Below are 15,758 nucleotides of genomic sequence, written 5' to 3'. Positions count from 1 at the left end.
TTGGTCTTGCTTTTTATTATAAACAAAGGTTGCTTTGACTCATTCAAAGCAACCTAATTGATTATATAGTTAGTACTTACTTAACAACTAAGTCACCAAAGTATGGGTATTCCATCGAGTTAACAATTGGTTGAATATCAATATTTGATTTTGCACCCCATGCAAGATTTTGCCAATGCAGAGGAACAAACGCCGCGTCGTTATACAACGTGTCTTCCACTGTTTTCAGCATTTCACTGCGTTTTGCAGGATCCGTTTCTACGTTTGCCGCTTCAATTAGACTGTCAACTTCAGGGTTTGAATAGTGACCACAGTTATACTGACCTTTACCCGTTTCTTCATTACGAGTCATCGTTAAGAATTCAGTAAGGTTCGCTGAATCTTCTGTATCTGAGTGCCAACCGATCATCATCATGTCCGCAGAACAAACATCAAATTCAGGCCAGTATTGTGCTTTTGGCAACGTTTTAAGATCCACTTTGATTCCGATCTTAGACAGCATTGCTGCCGCAGCTTGAGCGATTTTTGCATCATTCACATAGCGGTTATTTGGCGCCATCATGCTAAGTTTGAAGCCATTCTCGTAACCCGCTTCTTTCATCAACTCTTTTGCTTTTTTAAGATCATAACGTGGAACTAAATCAGCATCATAGCCAGAATAACCTGGAGGAGATTGCTGACCGGCCGCTGTCGCAAAGCCTTTCATGATTTTCTTAACGATACCTTCGTTATTGATTGCATGAACGATAGCTTGACGAACACGTACATCTTTTAATGCTTCGTTGCTTGTTTGATTCATTTGGAATGAAATTAGACGAGTACCTGGTAGCGTTACTAAATCGATACCTTTGGTGTTTTTCACTCGCTTATGGTCATTCGGTGCCACAGGTGCGATAACGTCTACGTCACCAGAAAGAAGCGCAGCAACACGTGTTGCATTTTCTTTAATTGGAACCAAAGTCAGCTCATCTACGTTACCTGGAGAATTTTTATCCCAGTAACCGTCAAAACGATCAAACACGACTTTCACGCCTTGTTCACGAGACTTAACAACAAATGGACCAGTCCCAGAGATGTGCGTTGAAGCAAATGAATTACCGTGTTTTACGATTTCATCTTTATCTTTACCATCTTCAGTTTTTCCTGAGTAGAACTTGCTATCCATAGGGAAAAGGTAAGTCGCGGTTTGAAGAACCAACGGATAAGCGCCTTTAGAAATAAGTTCTACGGTGTAATCATCAATTTTTACTAATTTTTCATACGGTGCGAAAATCGCTTTAAAATCCGCAGAGTCTTTAAGACGATTAAATGTCCATACCACATCATCTGCAGTCATTGTATTGCCAGAATGGAACTTAACACCTTTGCGTAACGTAAAACGGAACGTTTTGTCATCGACACGTTCCCATTTTTCTGCCAAACGAGGTTCAAAGTCGAACTCTTGCGTATAACGAACTAGGGGATCAAACACCATGTGAGACAGTTGCAGTGTACCGCCTGATAGTTGCTCATGTGGGTCAAGAGATACTGGATCAGCATCATAAGCTACCGTAATATCTGCCGCAGCAGCACTAAAGCTTAAGCCTGCAGCCATAATCGCGATCGCTAATTTAGTCTTAATGGTTTTCATTGCATAACTCCTTATGCGGGAATCAATCCCTAGTTTGTTGTATTTTATTTATTATTAGACGGTTTTCACCGTTGTTACCCTTCTCTTAACCCTTTAAATTCAGGCATAAGAGAAATTAATTTTTTGCTGTATTCGTGTTGTGGGTTCGTATATAAGTTTTCTGTTGGGGCAACTTCAAGCAATTTCCCCATTTGCATTACACCCACACGATCACACATCTGACGAATAACGGGTAAATCGTGGCTGATAAACAACATGGTTAAATTTAACTCATCTTGTAAATCTTTTAATAAGTTGAGGATTTGTGCCTGAACCGATACATCCAAAGCAGACGTTGGCTCATCACAAATTAATAAACGAGGGCGAGTAGCAAGTGCACGCGCAATAGAAATACGTTGACGCTGACCACCAGAAAACTCATGCGGGTACTTCAATGCAGCCATTCGGCCTAGACCCACATGATCCAAAAGATCATTAACGATCTGTTGCGTTTCTGATTCTGAACGCGTTAATTTATGGAAGCGAATCGGTTCTGCTATGATATCGAAGATTTTCATGCGTGGATTCATTGAGGTATATGGGTTTTGAAATACCATCTGCATTTGACGACGCATTGGGCGACGCTCTTTTTCAGATTTAAGCGCAGTAAGATCAACCCCTTCAAAGGTAACCGATCCTGAATTTGGCGGATATAAACCGGTAATAACCCGAGCAATGGTCGATTTACCAGAGCCTGATTCTCCAACGAGACCGAAGGTTTCACCTTCATGAATTTCAAAACTGACATTATCTGAAGCTTGAACGTATTCTCGACGACTTTCAAACATAGAGTCTTTCGTCACAAAGCGAAGACTGACATTATCCACTTTTAACAATGGGCCAGAATATTCACGTTGATCTTGGCTTTGTCCTAACCAATGTGTTTTTACATCGATACATTCATGCTCAACCGCTTCTTCTATATAACTTACCAAAGGAAAGCGGTCTAATTTTATATCAGAACGAGGAACCGCAGAGATCAAGCTACGTGTGTATGAATGATCAGGATTACCCAATACTTTTTCTGTTTTACCAAACTCAACCAAATCCCCACGAAACATTACAGCGACTTTATCGGTAACGTTAGAAACTACGCCCATATCGTGAGTAACCAACATGCAACCTACGTTTTTCTTAACGCAGAGATCTCGGATAAGACTTAGGATTTGATCTTGAATAGAGACATCAAGCGCCGTTGTTGGCTCATCTGCAATAATTAAATCTGGCTCACCAGCTAACGCTATCGCAATCACAACACGCTGACGCATACCACCAGAGAACTGATGTGGGTACTGTTTAAGGCGGTTTTCAGGTTGTGGTATACCAACTTGATTCATAAGAGACAAGGCACGCTCATAGGCCTCTTCTGATGATACTTTCAAATTAGCATGAATGGTTTCTATAATTTGCTGTTCAACAGTAAATAGAGGATTTAGAGATGTCATCGGATCTTGGAAAATAAATCCTATTTTAGAACCTCTAACTTTTCGCATCTCTTCTGTTGATAGACCAGAGATCTTCTCACCATCTAAAAACACCTCTCCGCTGGCGATAACGCCTGGAGGGCTCAATAAATCAATGACAGCATTACCTACTGTTGATTTCCCCGCACCTGACTCACCAACAACGCCAACAATCTCTCCACGCTCTATTGAAAGCGACAATGATTTTACTGCGGCATGAACACCATGACGAGATGGGTATTCGATACGTAAATTTTTAACTTCTAAAAGTGACATTATCAGACTCCGACTACTCGGCAGCATCCTGCCCTGTCTGTATATTGATTCCATTCATAACTGTGATGAACAGCAGTTACTTGATAAGAACATCAATGTAGTCAATTATTCACAAAAAAGCAACAATCAAAGAGTATAAATCTACTATATGCCTTTTTGCTGCATAAATAATCATTACCATTCGCTTTAATCGATATCTATCGCTATTGAGATAAGCGCAAAATCAATAATAAACAACCAGTTATTAATAATTAAATAAATAGGAAGTAAAACTGCTTACGTTCTAATTTAGATAACTTTACATAAATAGTCGTAACATTTATAAGCAAACGTTTAATTGGCTTAAGCGGGTTATTTAGGATTTAATATCTAAAAACCCTTTATAACTTAGTGGATATAATCAAAATAAAGGTAAAATCAAGCGATAGAAACTTAGAAAGAGAAGAAGAAAAAGAAGAGTAAAAGCACAACTTAAAATAATGATTTTGTGATGAAGGTTAGAATAATATAACGCAGAAATGAAAAAAGCCTCGTCATTTCTGACGAGGCTTTTAAATGTGGTCGGTGAAGAGGGATTCGAACCCCCGACCCTCTGGTCCCAAACCAGATGCGCTACCAAGCTGCGCTATTCACCGATTTTTTATTTGATTCTTGGGATGTTACTTGAATCAAAATAGGGAACATCATTTACGGAGTAAATTTAGTTACCTTAAAATTAATGGGGTGGCTAACGAGATTCGAACTCGCGACCACCGGAATCACAATCCAGGGCTCTACCAACTGAGCTATAGCCACCACAAATTTTTTATATAACCGCTACTGCGATTATTGAAATAGTGGTCGGTGAAGAGGGATTCGAACCCCCGACCCTCTGGTCCCAAACCAGATGCGCTACCAAGCTGCGCTATTCACCGACAAATTTCGTTTCGATTCTTGGGATGTTACTTGAATCAAAACTGGAAACGTTCATTTACTAAGTAAACTTGGTTACCAAAATAATGGGGTGGCTAACGAGATTCGAACTCGCGACCACCGGAATCACAATCCAGGGCTCTACCAACTGAGCTATAGCCACCACTACTTTGTTACATTTTCTGTGCCTTTAATTTCTATTCCGGATGGCACGCCCGAAAGGATTCGAACCTTCGACCTTTGGCTCCGGAGGCCAACGCTCTATCCAACTGAGCTACGGGCGTATACCCTATCGGCGGAGAGGAATAATACGGATATGGGTGTCCTTCGTCTAGTGTTTTTTTTGCTTTTTTTGTCGTTTGGTCTCTTTTTAAACAATTCCTTTGTATTTATACTCATTTTCTTGGGGTTTAGTGGTTTATTGCAACAATTTAAGCAGATATAATCACTCAATGTTTACACAAGCTTAACGCGGCGATTTTTTCTTATGCTGCTAATTACTTAGTAAATGAAATAAAAAGATGGCGCTAAGCCAATAATAATAACTGGGAGTGTAAAGTGAGCTTAATGGATAAATCAATTCGTAACACCATCGTCGCAATAGTTGCTGCATTAACTTTTTCAACAGCCTCTTTTGCTGCAAACAATGCTGACGATGCAATTGCTGAGCGAATTAAACCAGTAGGCCAAGTCTATTTGGCAAGTGATGTACCCGTTGTTGAAGAACCAACTGGTCCTCGTACGGGTGATCAGGTATACAACACCTTTTGTATTGCATGTCACTCAACTGGCGCAGCTGGCGCACCAAAAACTCAAAATGCAGCAGATTGGGCTCCTCGTATCGCAAAAGGTATGGATGTTCTAAAAGATCATGCGATTAACGGTTTTAATGCAATGCCAGCACGTGGAACCTGTATGAATTGTTCTGATGATGAGTTGGTTGCTGCAATCGACCATTTAATCAAAGGACTGTAAGATATCGCAGATTAGGTACCGCTTATTTAACTGGTACAAAAATGCCCACAATACCAAATCAGGTATGTGGGCATTTTTATTTATTCTTTAAATTAAGAGGCTATTTTTTCAACATAGCACGCAGATGAGCAATATTACTTTTCCCTTTTTCCATTCTCTCTTCTTGAGTCGGCTTAGGTTTTTTCATTTCCCAATCTAAATCATCTTGCGGAAGCTCTTCTAAAAAACGGCTTGGTGTGGGACGAATTAGCTCACCATACTGACGACGCTCTTTACACAATGTAAAAGTTAGTTCTTTTTTTGCTCGCGTAATACCCACATACGCCAAACGACGTTCTTCTTCTACGTTGTCTTCATCAACACTGGTTTGATGCGGTAAAATACCTTCTTCTGCCCCAATCAAATACACATAAGGGAATTCTAAGCCTTTTGATGCATGCAATGTCATTAACTGCACTTGGTCAGCACCATCTTCATCTTCTCCACGCTCCATCATATCTCGCAGTGTTAAGCGCAATACGACTTCTTTTAATGTTTTCTCTTCTTTATCATAATTATCACCTTCTAAATCAGCCACAATCCAAGAATATAAATCAGATACATTTTTCATGCGCATTTCTGCAGCTTTCGCGCTAGGTGATGTTTCGTACAACCAATCTTCGTAGTGAATGTCTTTTACTAGTGATCGCACCGCCTCTACGGTATTACCTCGCTCAGCATTTTCTGATATAGAAACAACCCAATGACCAAATCGACGCAGTGACTCAAGCCCTCGACCAGATAAGGTTTGTTCTAACCCCATTTCAAAACAAGCTTCAAACAAACTTTTTCCACGCATGTTGGCATACGTACCTAGCTTCTCTAAAGTAACAGGGCCAATTTCACGTCGAGGTGTGTTTACGACACGCAAAAACGCATTATCGTCATCAGGGTTAGTCAGAAGACGAAGATAAGCCATGATGTCTTTGATTTCTGAACGAGAGAAAAAAGAAGTCCCCCCAGAAATCTTATAAGGCACGCGGTTTTGCATTAGTGATTTTTCAATAAGTCGAGACTGATGATTCCCACGATAAAGTACTGCGTAATCTTTATAATCGGTTCGATTAAGGAAACGATGAGCAATGATCTCACCGACAACTCGTTCGGCTTCGTGTGCATCATCTTTCGCTGTCAGAATCTTTATCTGCTCACCATCAGGAATTTCAGAAAATAACCGTTTTTCAAATGCATGAGGATTATTAGCAATCAGTATGTTGGCTGCACGTAAAATTCGACTCGTTGAACGATAATTCTGCTCTAATTTAATGACTTTCAAATTAGGGTAGTCTTCACTCAATAAAATAAGGTTTTGAGGTTTTGCTCCACGCCACGAATAAATAGATTGATCATCATCTCCTACTACGGTCAATCGACCTCTTTCACCAACAAGCAATTTTACTAATTCATATTGGCTAGTATTGGTATCTTGATATTCATCCACTAATAAATAGCGAAGTTTCATCTGCCAACGCTCACGTACATCCTGATTATTTCTCAACAATAACACTGGCAATGAGATTAAATCATCAAAATCTAATGCGTTATACGCTTTCATTTGCGTTAAATACATCTCATAACAGAAAGCAAATAATTGCTCCTGCTCTGAGCGAACAATACCTTTAACTTGATCTGGGGTAAGCATGTCAGTCTTCCACTTAGAAATACAGCTAAGCAGTTGACGTAGTAGATCCTTATCGCCATCAATTTGTTTTTCAGTCAGTTCTTTTAATAAGGCTAATTGGTCTTGATCATCAAAAAGAGAAAAACCTGCCTTTAGGCCTAATATTTTATATTCACGACGAATAATGTCTAATCCAAGAGAATGGAATGTTGATACTAATAACCCTCGTGATTCTTGTTTGTTTAGCGTTTGCCCAACACGCTCTTTCATCTCTCTCGCCGCCTTATTAGTAAAGGTAACCGCAGCAATATTGCGAGCTTTATAACCGCATTGTTGTACTAGATAGGCTATTTTATTCGTAATTACACGAGTTTTACCTGAGCCTGCGCCTGCCAGTACTAAACATGGCCCAGAAACAAACTTAACGGCTTCATCTTGCTGTGGGTTAAGTCTCATGAATCACCTATAAAATCGATAATGGAATATTTGCGTCTATAATAAAGCTGTCTATGTATGAATACCATGTAAACCATAGAAGAAAACTCTCGACCTTTACGTTTCTTGACACAAAAACGGATTACTTTATGGACATTCTCACTTAAAATAATAAATGAACGTTCATTCATTTCATAAGGATTCATTTATGAAGGAGAAACGTAGACTCATTCTTGAGTCAGCAGAACAATTACTTGCAACTGACGGGTTTCGTGGTCTATCAATGCAAAAAGTGGCAAATCAAGCTGGCGTTGCTGCTGGTACCATTTATCGCTATTTCGATGATAAAGAAGCCCTGATCCAAGAGATTAAGTTGAACATTCTTCAACGTGTCGCTTGTGCTATTCAAGAAAATGTATGCAATACCGACCCTTTAAAAGTTCGCTTTCGTACAATGTGGTTAAATATTTGGTATTTTGCTATTTCAGAAAAAAACACTTTTTTAAATCGCAATCAATATGAATCATTACCTACAACAGATTTAGTAAAATTTAGGGAACTAGAAAAAGAAATGTTTGCCCAAGTAAATCAACTCTTTGTCGATGGACTTGAGCAAGGCATTTTTAAACCTTTCAATGTGGAAATACTTACAGGCCTTAGCTTAGAGACAAGTGTTTGCTTAGCTCGCAGATATGCTCAAGGTGCTTTTACACTAACAGACGATGATCTCGACTCGGCAATTGAAGCCAGTTGGGATGCAATTATTAAACACTAATTTGGAGTTCTAATTAGAATGAAAAAGTGGACTTTCTTTATGTTGCTTCTTGCACTACTTCTTTTTGGTAGTGTTATTGGCTTTAACATGTTTAAACAGCAAAAAATTGCTGAATTTATGGCAAACCGCCCTGAACCTGAATTCCCTGTCACGATAGAAACAGTCAAAGCGTCAACCTGGACTCCAACTATCGAGGCGATTGGTTTTATTGAACCAAACCAAGGTGTAACGCTAACCACTGAATCAAACGGTGTGATCGATAAAATTTCATTTGATTCCGGTAGCCAAGTAAAAGATGACCAATTACTTATTTCTCTTGATTCTAAAGTAGAAAAAGCAAACTTAAGAAGCTCTCAAGCACGCCTACCTGCTGCTGAAGCAAAATATAAACGCTATAAAGGTTTATTTAAAAAAGGGTCTATCTCTAAAGAGGCTTACGATGAAGCGGAAGCAAATTTTTTCTCTCTTGCTGCTGATATTGAAGGCCTAAAAGCGACTATTGAGCGTCGTGAAATCAAAGCACCATTTGCTGGTGTCATTGGTATCCGTAATGTTTATCTTGGTCAATACTTACAACCAGGTACTGATATTGTCCGTCTAGAAGACACTAGCATTATGCGTTTACGCTTTACGGTGCCTCAAACTGATATTTCTCGCATTAATATCGGACAAGACATCGATATATACATCGACTCTTATCCAACTGAGACTTTCAAAGGGTCGATCAGTGCAATTGAACCAGCGGTAAATATTCAAAGTGGGTTAATTCAGGTTCAAGCTGATATTCCAAATAATGGTGGTAAGTTACGTAGTGGTATGTTTGCTCGCGCTGAAATCATTCTCCCAACATTTGAAAACCAAGTGGTTATTCCTCAAACCTCAATTACATTCACGCTATATGGTGACAATGTCTACATCGTTTCTGATGTTGACGGTGTTAAACGTGTTAAACAAGCGGTTGTAAAAGTAGGTGAACGAACTAAAGCTGTTGCTCATATTCTTGATGGTGTTAAACCTGGAGATATGGTCGTGACATCAGGACAAGTTCGTCTAAGTAATGATGCAAAAGTGCGTGTTGTCGAAAGTGACGCAACAACGCCGCCTGCTGAAACACCAATGTTGTAACCGGAGGAATTATGCGCTTTACTGATGTTTTCATTAAACGTCCAGTTTTAGCGGTATCGATCAGTTTTTTGATTGCTTTGCTTGGTATCCAAGCTATTTTCAAAATGCAGGTTCGTGAATACCCTGAAATGACCAATACCGTTGTAACGGTAACAACAAGCTATTACGGCGCGAGTGCTGACCTTATTCAAGGTTTCATAACTCAACCCTTAGAGCAAGCGGTAGCACAAGCCGATAATATTGATTTCATGACCTCTCAATCAGTAATGGGGCAATCAACCATTACTGTTACTATGAAATTAAATACGGACCCGAATGCCGCCCTCTCCGATATATTAGCCAAGACTAACTCGGTGCGTTCTCAACTTCCAAAAGAAGCGGAAGATCCAACGGTTACTATGTCGACAGGTTCAACTACCGCGGTGTTATATATCGGCTTTACCAGTGATGAACTTGCCTCAAGTCAAATCACCGATTATTTAGAACGCGTTGTGAACCCGCAACTATTCACCGTTAATGGCGTATCTAAAATCGACCTATACGGCGGTATTAGATATGCATTACGTATCTGGTTAGATCCAGCTCGTATGGCTGCAGTAAATATGACAGCAACAGATGTTATGAGCGTATTAAATGCCAATAACTTCCAGTCAGCAGCAGGCCAAGCAACCGGTGAATTCGTTCTTTATAATGGTAGCGCAAATACTCAAGTCTCGAATGTAGAAGAGCTTGAGCGTTTAGTTATTAAAACTGACGATGGTGAAGTGGTTCGCCTAAGTGATATTGCTAAGGTATCTTTAGAAAAGAGTCATGATATATACCGTGCAAGTGCAAACGGCAAAGAAGCCGTAGTTACTGCAATCAATGCCGCACCAAGTGCCAACCCAATTAACATTGCGGCTGATGTATTGAAGCTTTTACCTCAATTAGAGAAAAACCTTCCAACAAACATCAAAATGAACATCATGTACGATTCAACGATTGCGATTAATGAATCTATCCATGAAGTTATTAAGACTATTGTTGAAGCTGCGGTCATCGTACTTATCGTTATTACCTTATTCTTAGGCTCATTCCGAGCGGTTATCATTCCTATTGTCACCATTCCTCTATCACTTGTTGGTGTTGCAATGGTAATGCAAGTCATGGGCTTCTCATGGAACCTAATGACTCTTCTCGCTATGGTGTTGGCCATCGGGCTTGTTGTTGATGATGCCATCGTTGTATTAGAAAACGTAGATAGGCACGTTAAGCTTGGAGAAACCCCGTTTAGGGCCGCTATTATTGGTACGCGTGAAATCGCAATTCCGGTAATTGCAATGACTCTAACGCTGGGCGCGGTATATGCTCCTATCGCGATGATGGGTGGTATTACGGGTTCATTGTTTAAAGAGTTTGCTTTAACGCTCGCAGGTTCAGTATTTGTTTCAGGGATAGTCGCGTTAACATTATCTCCAATGATGTGTTCTAAAATGCTGAAAGCAAATGAAGTACCAAGCAAATTTGAAAGCACAGTTCATCATTTCCTTGATGGTATGACGAATAAATATGAACGTATTCTTGGCTCGGTAATGCAGCATCGACCAGTAATCATTGCGTTTGCTGTCATCGTTTTTGCAAGCTTGCCATTACTATTTAAGTTCATACCAAGTGAACTTGCTCCTTCAGAAGATAAAGGAGTGGTAATGCTTATGGGTACAGGTACATCTAACGCTAACTTAGATTACTTACAAAACACAATGAATGATGTAAATAAGATTCTTTCAGATCAACCTGAAATAGCCTTTGCTCAAGTATTCACTGGTGTTCCAAACTCGAACCAAGCCTTTGGTATTGCATCAATGGTTCCTTGGAGCCAACGAGAAGCAAGCCAAGCAGAAGTAACAGATCGTGTTGGTAAATTAGTACAAAATGTCCCAGGAATGGCTGTTACAGCATTCCAAATGCCAGAATTGCCTGGCGCAGGTTCAGGTTTACCAATTCAATTCGTAATAACGACACCAAACAGCTTTGAGAGCCTATTCCAAATAGCAACGGAAGTATTAACTGAAGTGAAAGGAAGCCCTCTATTTGTTTATTCTGATATCGATTTGAATTTTGATTCTGCAACAATGAAAATCAATATCGATAAAGATAAAGCGGGTGCTTACGGTGTGACAATGCAAGACATTGGTATTACGCTAAGTACGATGATGGCTGATGGCTATGTAAACCGTATCGATCTCAATGGTCGTTCTTACGAGGTAATTCCACAAGTAGAACGTAAATTCCGCTTAAACCCTGAATCAATGAATAATTATTACGTTCGTTCAGCAAGCGGGGAAGCAGTTCCATTAGGAAGCTTAATTGCGATTGATGTTATTGCAGAGCCGAGATCTCTACCTCACTTCAATCAGCTGAATTCAGCTACCGTAGGTGCTGTACCATCACCAGGTGTGGCAATGGGTGATGCTATTTCTTGGTTCGAAAATATTGCAAATAGCAAATTGCCAAGTGGGTACAACCATGATTATATGGGCGAAGCTCGTCAATATGTGACAGAAGGTAGCGCATTATACGCTACATTTGGTTTAGCATTGGCTATCATCTTCCTAGTACTTGCGATTCAATTTGAATCAATTCGAGATCCATTAGTTATCATGGTTTCTGTACCTCTTGCTATTTGTGGTGCTTTGATTGCCCTCGCATGGGGCGCTGCTACAATGAACATCTACTCACAAGTAGGGTTAATCACTCTCGTTGGCTTGATTACCAAACATGGTATTTTGATTTGTGAAGTAGCAAAAGAAGAACAATTGCATAATCTAAAAAATCGCGTTGAAGCGGTAACAGAAGCTGCAAAAGTTCGTCTTCGTCCAATCCTAATGACAACAGCGGCAATGATTGCGGGTTTAATCCCGTTAATGTATGCCACTGGTGCAGGTGCTGCACAGCGCTTTAGTATTGGTATTGTTATTGTTGCAGGTTTAGCTATTGGTACTCTATTTACGTTATTCGTATTACCCGTAATTTATAGTTACCTAGCAAGTGAGCATAAACCTTTACCAGAGTTTGAAGAAGGGAAAGAAATTCAAGAGTAACTTCTTTAAAATAAAGAATAGGCTACTTCGGTAGCCTTTTTTTATTTGTCTAGCGACAAGTCGTTGCTCTTTGCTTAAAATATAAAAAATATTTAACAAGGGTAGATAATGTTTAATCCAAAAAAATTAGAGCAAGTTGCCAAGCAAATTCATGATTCAATGCCGCAACCAGTAAAAGAATTAGGAACTGATGTTGAACAGAAAGTTCGCCAGGTCATTCAAGGTCAATTAAATAAGCTAGATATCGTAGCACGCGAAGAATTTGATGTTCAAACTCAAGTTCTATTGCGCACTAGGAAAAAGCTAACAGAAATGGAACAAAAATTAGCTTTATTAGAAGAAAAACTATCTGAAAAATAAACATAATTTTGCTCTTAAGATTAGAATAATTCCTTTAGATACAAAAAAGCCCGATATGATATCGGGCTTTTTTATTAATTATGTAAGTTAACCACCAACAGCAATTGTTTTCATATCAGTCATATAACCGCGTAATTCTTCACCAACATGCTCAACTGGGTGATTACGAATAGTCTCATTCACTTCGATCAATTTAGCATTATCCACTTGATTAGATATTGCCCCTAAACCACGACCAATAACATCAGTATCAACTAAAGGCATGAATTTTTCACGCAGCAATGGTGTTGCAACATTTGCGAATAGATAATTACCATATTCAGCCGTATCTGAAATAACGACATTCATTTCATATAAGCGTTTACGTGCAACAGTGTTAGCGATTAATGGTAGCTCATGCAATGATTCGTAATAAGCAGATTCATCTACAATACCTGAAGCAGTCATCGCTTCAAATGCTAATTCAACACCAGCACGAACCATAGCAACCATTAAAATACCATTATCAAAATATTCTTGTTCTGGAATTTCCAGACTAGAATCAGGGTAGTTTTCAAAAGCAGTTTCACCAGTCTCTTCACGCCACCCTAGCAAGTTAACATCATCATTTGCCCAGTCAGCCATCATCGTACTTGAAAAATGTCCCGAGATAATATCATCCATATGCTTATTATAAAGTGGACGCATTAGATCTTTTAATTCTTCAGATAAATCAAAGGCTTTAATTTTAGCTGGATTTGATAGACGATCCATCATATGCGTCACACCACCAAACTTCAGTGCTTCTGTAACTGTTTCCCAACCAAATTGTAGAAGTTTGCCTGCATAGCTAGCATCGATACCATCAGCGATCATTTTTTCATAACAAACAATAGAGCCGGCTTGCAGCATTCCACAAAGAATTGTTTGTTCACCCATTAAGTCAGATTTAACTTCAGCAACGAATGAAGACTCTAAACAACCGGCACGATGACCACCAGTCCCAGCCGCCCATGCTTTCGCTATATCCCAACCTTCGCCTTTAGGATCATTTTCAGGATGAACAGCAATAAGAGTAGGAACACCAAAACCACGCTTATATTCTTCTCGAACTTCTGTACCTGGACATTTAGGAGCAACCATAACAACCGTTAAATCTTTACGGACTTTCATACCTTCTTCAACGATATTAAAGCCATGCGAGTAACCAAGCGTTGCACCTTCCTTCATTAAAGGCATAACAGTTTCAACAACATTCGTATGCTGTTTATCAGGAGTAAGGTTAATAACCAAATCGGCTTGAGGGATCAATTTTTCGTAGCTAGCAACTTCAAAACCATTTTCGCTTGCATTCTTAAATGATTGACGTTGCTCATCAATAGCAGCCTGACGTAAAGCATAAGCAACATTCAAACCTGAATCTCGCATATTTAAACCTTGATTTAGGCCTTGAGCTCCACAGCCAACAATAACCACCCTTTTACCTTTAAGGTAATCCGCTTCTGTAGAAAATTCTTCGCGGTTCATAAAACGACAACGACCTAGTTGATCTAATTGTTCACGTAAATTTAGCGTATCAAAGTAGTTAGACATTGTGAAACTCCATAAATATCATTTAATCCATTAGGATAATTTTGTGCATACAAAGATAATAACCAAAGATTAACATTGTAAGAAGTGATATATTAACAATACATGATTGCAAAATTAACAACTACGATATGAATATAAAACTACTTCAAACTTTCCTTCATTTATGTGAAAGCCATAGCTTTACCAACACGTCAAAAGCTATGCACTTAAGTTTATCTGCATTAAGCCGGCAAATACAAAAATTAGAAGATGAAATTGGTCACCCATTATTTGTCCGTGATAATAGAAGCGTTGAACTAACAAGCTCAGCAAAGAAATTAATGCCTATCGCTTTAAATATTTGTAGTGAATGGAGTAGTTACAAATCTAACTCCAATACTGTGAATAATAGTTTAAAGGGTGAATTGAAACTATTTTGTTCAGTAACCGCAAGTTATAGTCACTTACCTCAACTCCTAAATAATTTCAAAGTGAATTATCCTCACATTGAAATAAAGCTTTCAACAGGAGATCCAGCTCAAGCAATTAAAAAAGTAGAAAGTTCAGAGGTTGATATTGCAATATCAGCCATACCAGAAAAAAGATCGAATAAATTAGCTTTTGAAATAATAAGTGAAATACCATTATCGATTATTGCTCCCATTGGGAACAACACATTTAGCGGTGATATAAATAAAGAAAATACAAATTGGGATACGCTTCCTTTTATTTTACCAAAGGAAGGCACAGCGAGAGAAAGAGCAAATTTATGGTTCAAGGAACAAAAAATCAAACCAACAATTTATGCTCAAGTCTCTGGACATGAGGCGATAGTAAGTATGGTTGCTTTAGGGTGTGGTATAGGAATAGCACCTGACGTTGTAATCAATAACAGCCCAGTAAAAGATAAAATTCAAAGGTTAAACACAACACCTATTGCACCGTTTAAATTAGGCTTGTGCTGTAAACAATCAAAATTAAATGATTCGGTTATACAAGCTCTTTGGCGGGTAGCTGAAAATACATTTATTTAAATCCATAAATGAGAAAAGGCCTCCCATTGGGAAGCCTTTTTAAATTTAAGCCTAGCGATGTCCTACTCTCACATGGGGAGACCCCACACTACCATCGGCGCTATTGTGTTTCACTTCTGAGTTCGGCATGGGATCAGGTGGGTCCACAACGCTATGGTCGCTAAACAAAATCTGTCAGTAAATGGTGCTGATACCCAGACTCGAACTGGGGACCTCACCCTTACCAAGGGTGCGCTCTACCGGGCTGAGCTATATCAGCAAACGACTTACTTATTTAATCGAAAAAACCATCCTAAATAAGGATGGCTTTCAAATTCAAGCCTGGCGATGTCCTACTCTCACATGGGGAGACCCCACACTACCATCGGCGCTATTACGTTTCACTTCTGAGTTCGGCATGGGATCAGGTGGGTCCATAACGCTATGGTCGCCAAGCAAATTCT

10 protein-coding genes, 6 tRNA genes and 2 rRNA genes are annotated in these 15,758 nt (G+C 39.2%); 6 read left to right on the top strand and 12 right to left on the bottom strand.

Annotated features, from left to right (window positions below; genetic code table 11):
• Window positions 1–76: 76 nt before the first annotated feature.
• From A6E04_RS17005 to A6E04_RS16975, 7 genes are all read right to left on the bottom strand, one after another.
• Window positions 77–1,630 (bottom strand): ABC transporter substrate-binding protein, encoded by a 1,554-nt coding sequence (locus tag A6E04_RS17005; RefSeq protein WP_017020917.1) that lies wholly within the window; start codon window positions 1,628–1,630, stop codon window positions 77–79.
• A 74-nt stretch (window positions 1,631–1,704) separates the two neighbouring features.
• The gene (locus A6E04_RS17000; RefSeq protein ID WP_065611948.1) at window positions 1,705–3,408 is read right to left on the bottom strand and encodes a dipeptide ABC transporter ATP-binding protein; all 1,704 of its coding nucleotides are present in this window, start codon (window positions 3,406–3,408) and stop codon (window positions 1,705–1,707) included.
• A 558-nt stretch (window positions 3,409–3,966) separates the two neighbouring features.
• Window positions 3,967–4,043 (bottom strand) — tRNA-Pro (locus A6E04_RS16995).
• Window positions 4,044–4,127: 84 nt separating this feature from the next.
• Window positions 4,128–4,203, bottom strand: a tRNA-His gene (locus tag A6E04_RS16990).
• A 42-nt stretch (window positions 4,204–4,245) separates the two neighbouring features.
• Window positions 4,246–4,322, bottom strand: a tRNA-Pro gene (locus A6E04_RS16985).
• A gap of 85 nt (window positions 4,323–4,407) precedes the next feature.
• Window positions 4,408–4,483 (bottom strand) — tRNA-His (locus A6E04_RS16980).
• Between the two features lie 44 nt (window positions 4,484–4,527).
• Window positions 4,528–4,604, bottom strand: a tRNA-Arg gene (locus A6E04_RS16975).
• Window positions 4,605–4,887: 283 nt separating this feature from the next.
• On the opposite strand from A6E04_RS16975, the gene A6E04_RS16970 reads away from it, so the two are divergent.
• Window positions 4,888–5,295 carry a c-type cytochrome gene (locus A6E04_RS16970; protein ID WP_012548989.1) on the top strand — a complete coding sequence of 136 codons (408 nt, stop codon included), beginning with the start codon at window positions 4,888–4,890 and terminating at the stop codon, window positions 5,293–5,295.
• A 100-nt stretch (window positions 5,296–5,395) separates the two neighbouring features.
• Here A6E04_RS16970 and rep read toward each other — a convergent pair whose 3' ends face one another.
• Complete coding sequence (rep, locus tag A6E04_RS16965) at window positions 5,396–7,411, bottom strand: DNA helicase Rep (protein WP_012548988.1); 2,016 nt, start codon at window positions 7,409–7,411, stop codon at window positions 5,396–5,398.
• A 187-nt stretch (window positions 7,412–7,598) separates the two neighbouring features.
• Between rep and A6E04_RS16960 the strand changes: the two genes are divergently transcribed.
• From A6E04_RS16960 to ubiK, 4 genes are all read left to right on the top strand, one after another.
• Window positions 7,599–8,165, top strand: coding sequence for a TetR/AcrR family transcriptional regulator (locus tag A6E04_RS16960; protein WP_139078855.1), 567 nt, complete (start codon window positions 7,599–7,601; stop codon window positions 8,163–8,165).
• An 18-nt stretch (window positions 8,166–8,183) separates the two neighbouring features.
• Entirely contained in the window at window positions 8,184–9,290 is a 1,107-nt protein-coding gene (locus tag A6E04_RS16955; protein ID WP_017023591.1) for an efflux RND transporter periplasmic adaptor subunit, read from the top strand.
• 11 nt (window positions 9,291–9,301) lie between these two features.
• Window positions 9,302–12,370, top strand: a complete 3,069-nt coding sequence (locus A6E04_RS16950; protein ID WP_065611947.1) for a multidrug efflux RND transporter permease subunit — start codon at window positions 9,302–9,304, stop codon at window positions 12,368–12,370.
• A gap of 108 nt (window positions 12,371–12,478) precedes the next feature.
• Window positions 12,479–12,730: a ubiquinone biosynthesis accessory factor UbiK gene (gene ubiK / locus A6E04_RS16945; RefSeq protein WP_012548984.1), complete on the top strand. Its 252-nt coding sequence runs from the start codon at window positions 12,479–12,481 to the stop codon at window positions 12,728–12,730.
• An 87-nt stretch (window positions 12,731–12,817) separates the two neighbouring features.
• On the opposite strand, the gene ilvC is transcribed toward ubiK, so the two are convergent.
• Entirely contained in the window at window positions 12,818–14,302 is a 1,485-nt protein-coding gene (gene ilvC, locus A6E04_RS16940) for a ketol-acid reductoisomerase (RefSeq protein ID WP_065611946.1), read from the bottom strand.
• Between the two features lie 128 nt (window positions 14,303–14,430).
• Here ilvC and ilvY point away from each other — a divergent pair, with 128 nt between their 5' ends.
• On the top strand, window positions 14,431–15,315 hold the full coding sequence (gene ilvY / locus A6E04_RS16935; protein WP_017023588.1) for an HTH-type transcriptional activator IlvY: 885 nt from the start codon (window positions 14,431–14,433) through the stop codon (window positions 15,313–15,315).
• A 49-nt stretch (window positions 15,316–15,364) separates the two neighbouring features.
• On the opposite strand, the gene rrf (A6E04_RS16930) is transcribed toward ilvY, so the two are convergent.
• From rrf (A6E04_RS16930) to rrf (A6E04_RS16920), 3 genes are all read right to left on the bottom strand, one after another.
• Window positions 15,365–15,480, bottom strand: a 5S ribosomal RNA gene (gene rrf / locus A6E04_RS16930).
• A 17-nt stretch (window positions 15,481–15,497) separates the two neighbouring features.
• Window positions 15,498–15,574, bottom strand: a tRNA-Thr gene (locus A6E04_RS16925).
• Between the two features lie 60 nt (window positions 15,575–15,634).
• Window positions 15,635–15,750 (bottom strand): 5S ribosomal RNA (gene rrf / locus A6E04_RS16920).
• Window positions 15,751–15,758 lie beyond the last annotated feature (8 nt).

Origin of the sequence: Aliivibrio logei (assembly GCF_001691055.1) — a bacterium.
In the GTDB taxonomy this organism is placed as follows: domain Bacteria; phylum Pseudomonadota; class Gammaproteobacteria; order Enterobacterales; family Vibrionaceae; genus Aliivibrio; species Aliivibrio salmonicida.
This window is presented reverse-complemented; position numbering and strand designations above follow the sequence as displayed.

Excerpts from the sequence above, each read along its gene's own strand:
- ubiK (WP_012548984.1), top strand. The coding sequence starts at position 12,479 with ATGTTTAATCCAAAAAAATTAGAGCAAGTTGCCAAGCAAATTCATGAT.
- A6E04_RS16970 (WP_012548989.1), top strand. The coding sequence starts at position 4,888 with ATGGATAAATCAATTCGTAACACCATCGTCGCAATAGTTGCTGCATTA.
- A6E04_RS16950 (WP_065611947.1), top strand. The coding sequence starts at position 9,302 with ATGCGCTTTACTGATGTTTTCATTAAACGTCCAGTTTTAGCGGTATCG.
- A6E04_RS16960 (WP_139078855.1), top strand. The coding sequence starts at position 7,599 with ATGAAGGAGAAACGTAGACTCATTCTTGAGTCAGCAGAACAATTACTT.
- ilvY (WP_017023588.1), top strand. The coding sequence starts at position 14,431 with ATGAATATAAAACTACTTCAAACTTTCCTTCATTTATGTGAAAGCCAT.
- A6E04_RS17000 (WP_065611948.1), bottom strand. The coding sequence starts at position 3,408 with ATGTCACTTTTAGAAGTTAAAAATTTACGTATCGAATACCCATCTCGT.
- A6E04_RS16955 (WP_017023591.1), top strand. The coding sequence starts at position 8,184 with ATGAAAAAGTGGACTTTCTTTATGTTGCTTCTTGCACTACTTCTTTTT.
- A6E04_RS17005 (WP_017020917.1), bottom strand. The coding sequence starts at position 1,630 with ATGAAAACCATTAAGACTAAATTAGCGATCGCGATTATGGCTGCAGGC.
- rep (WP_012548988.1), bottom strand. The coding sequence starts at position 7,411 with ATGAGACTTAACCCACAGCAAGATGAAGCCGTTAAGTTTGTTTCTGGG.
- ilvC (WP_065611946.1), bottom strand. The coding sequence starts at position 14,302 with ATGTCTAACTACTTTGATACGCTAAATTTACGTGAACAATTAGATCAA.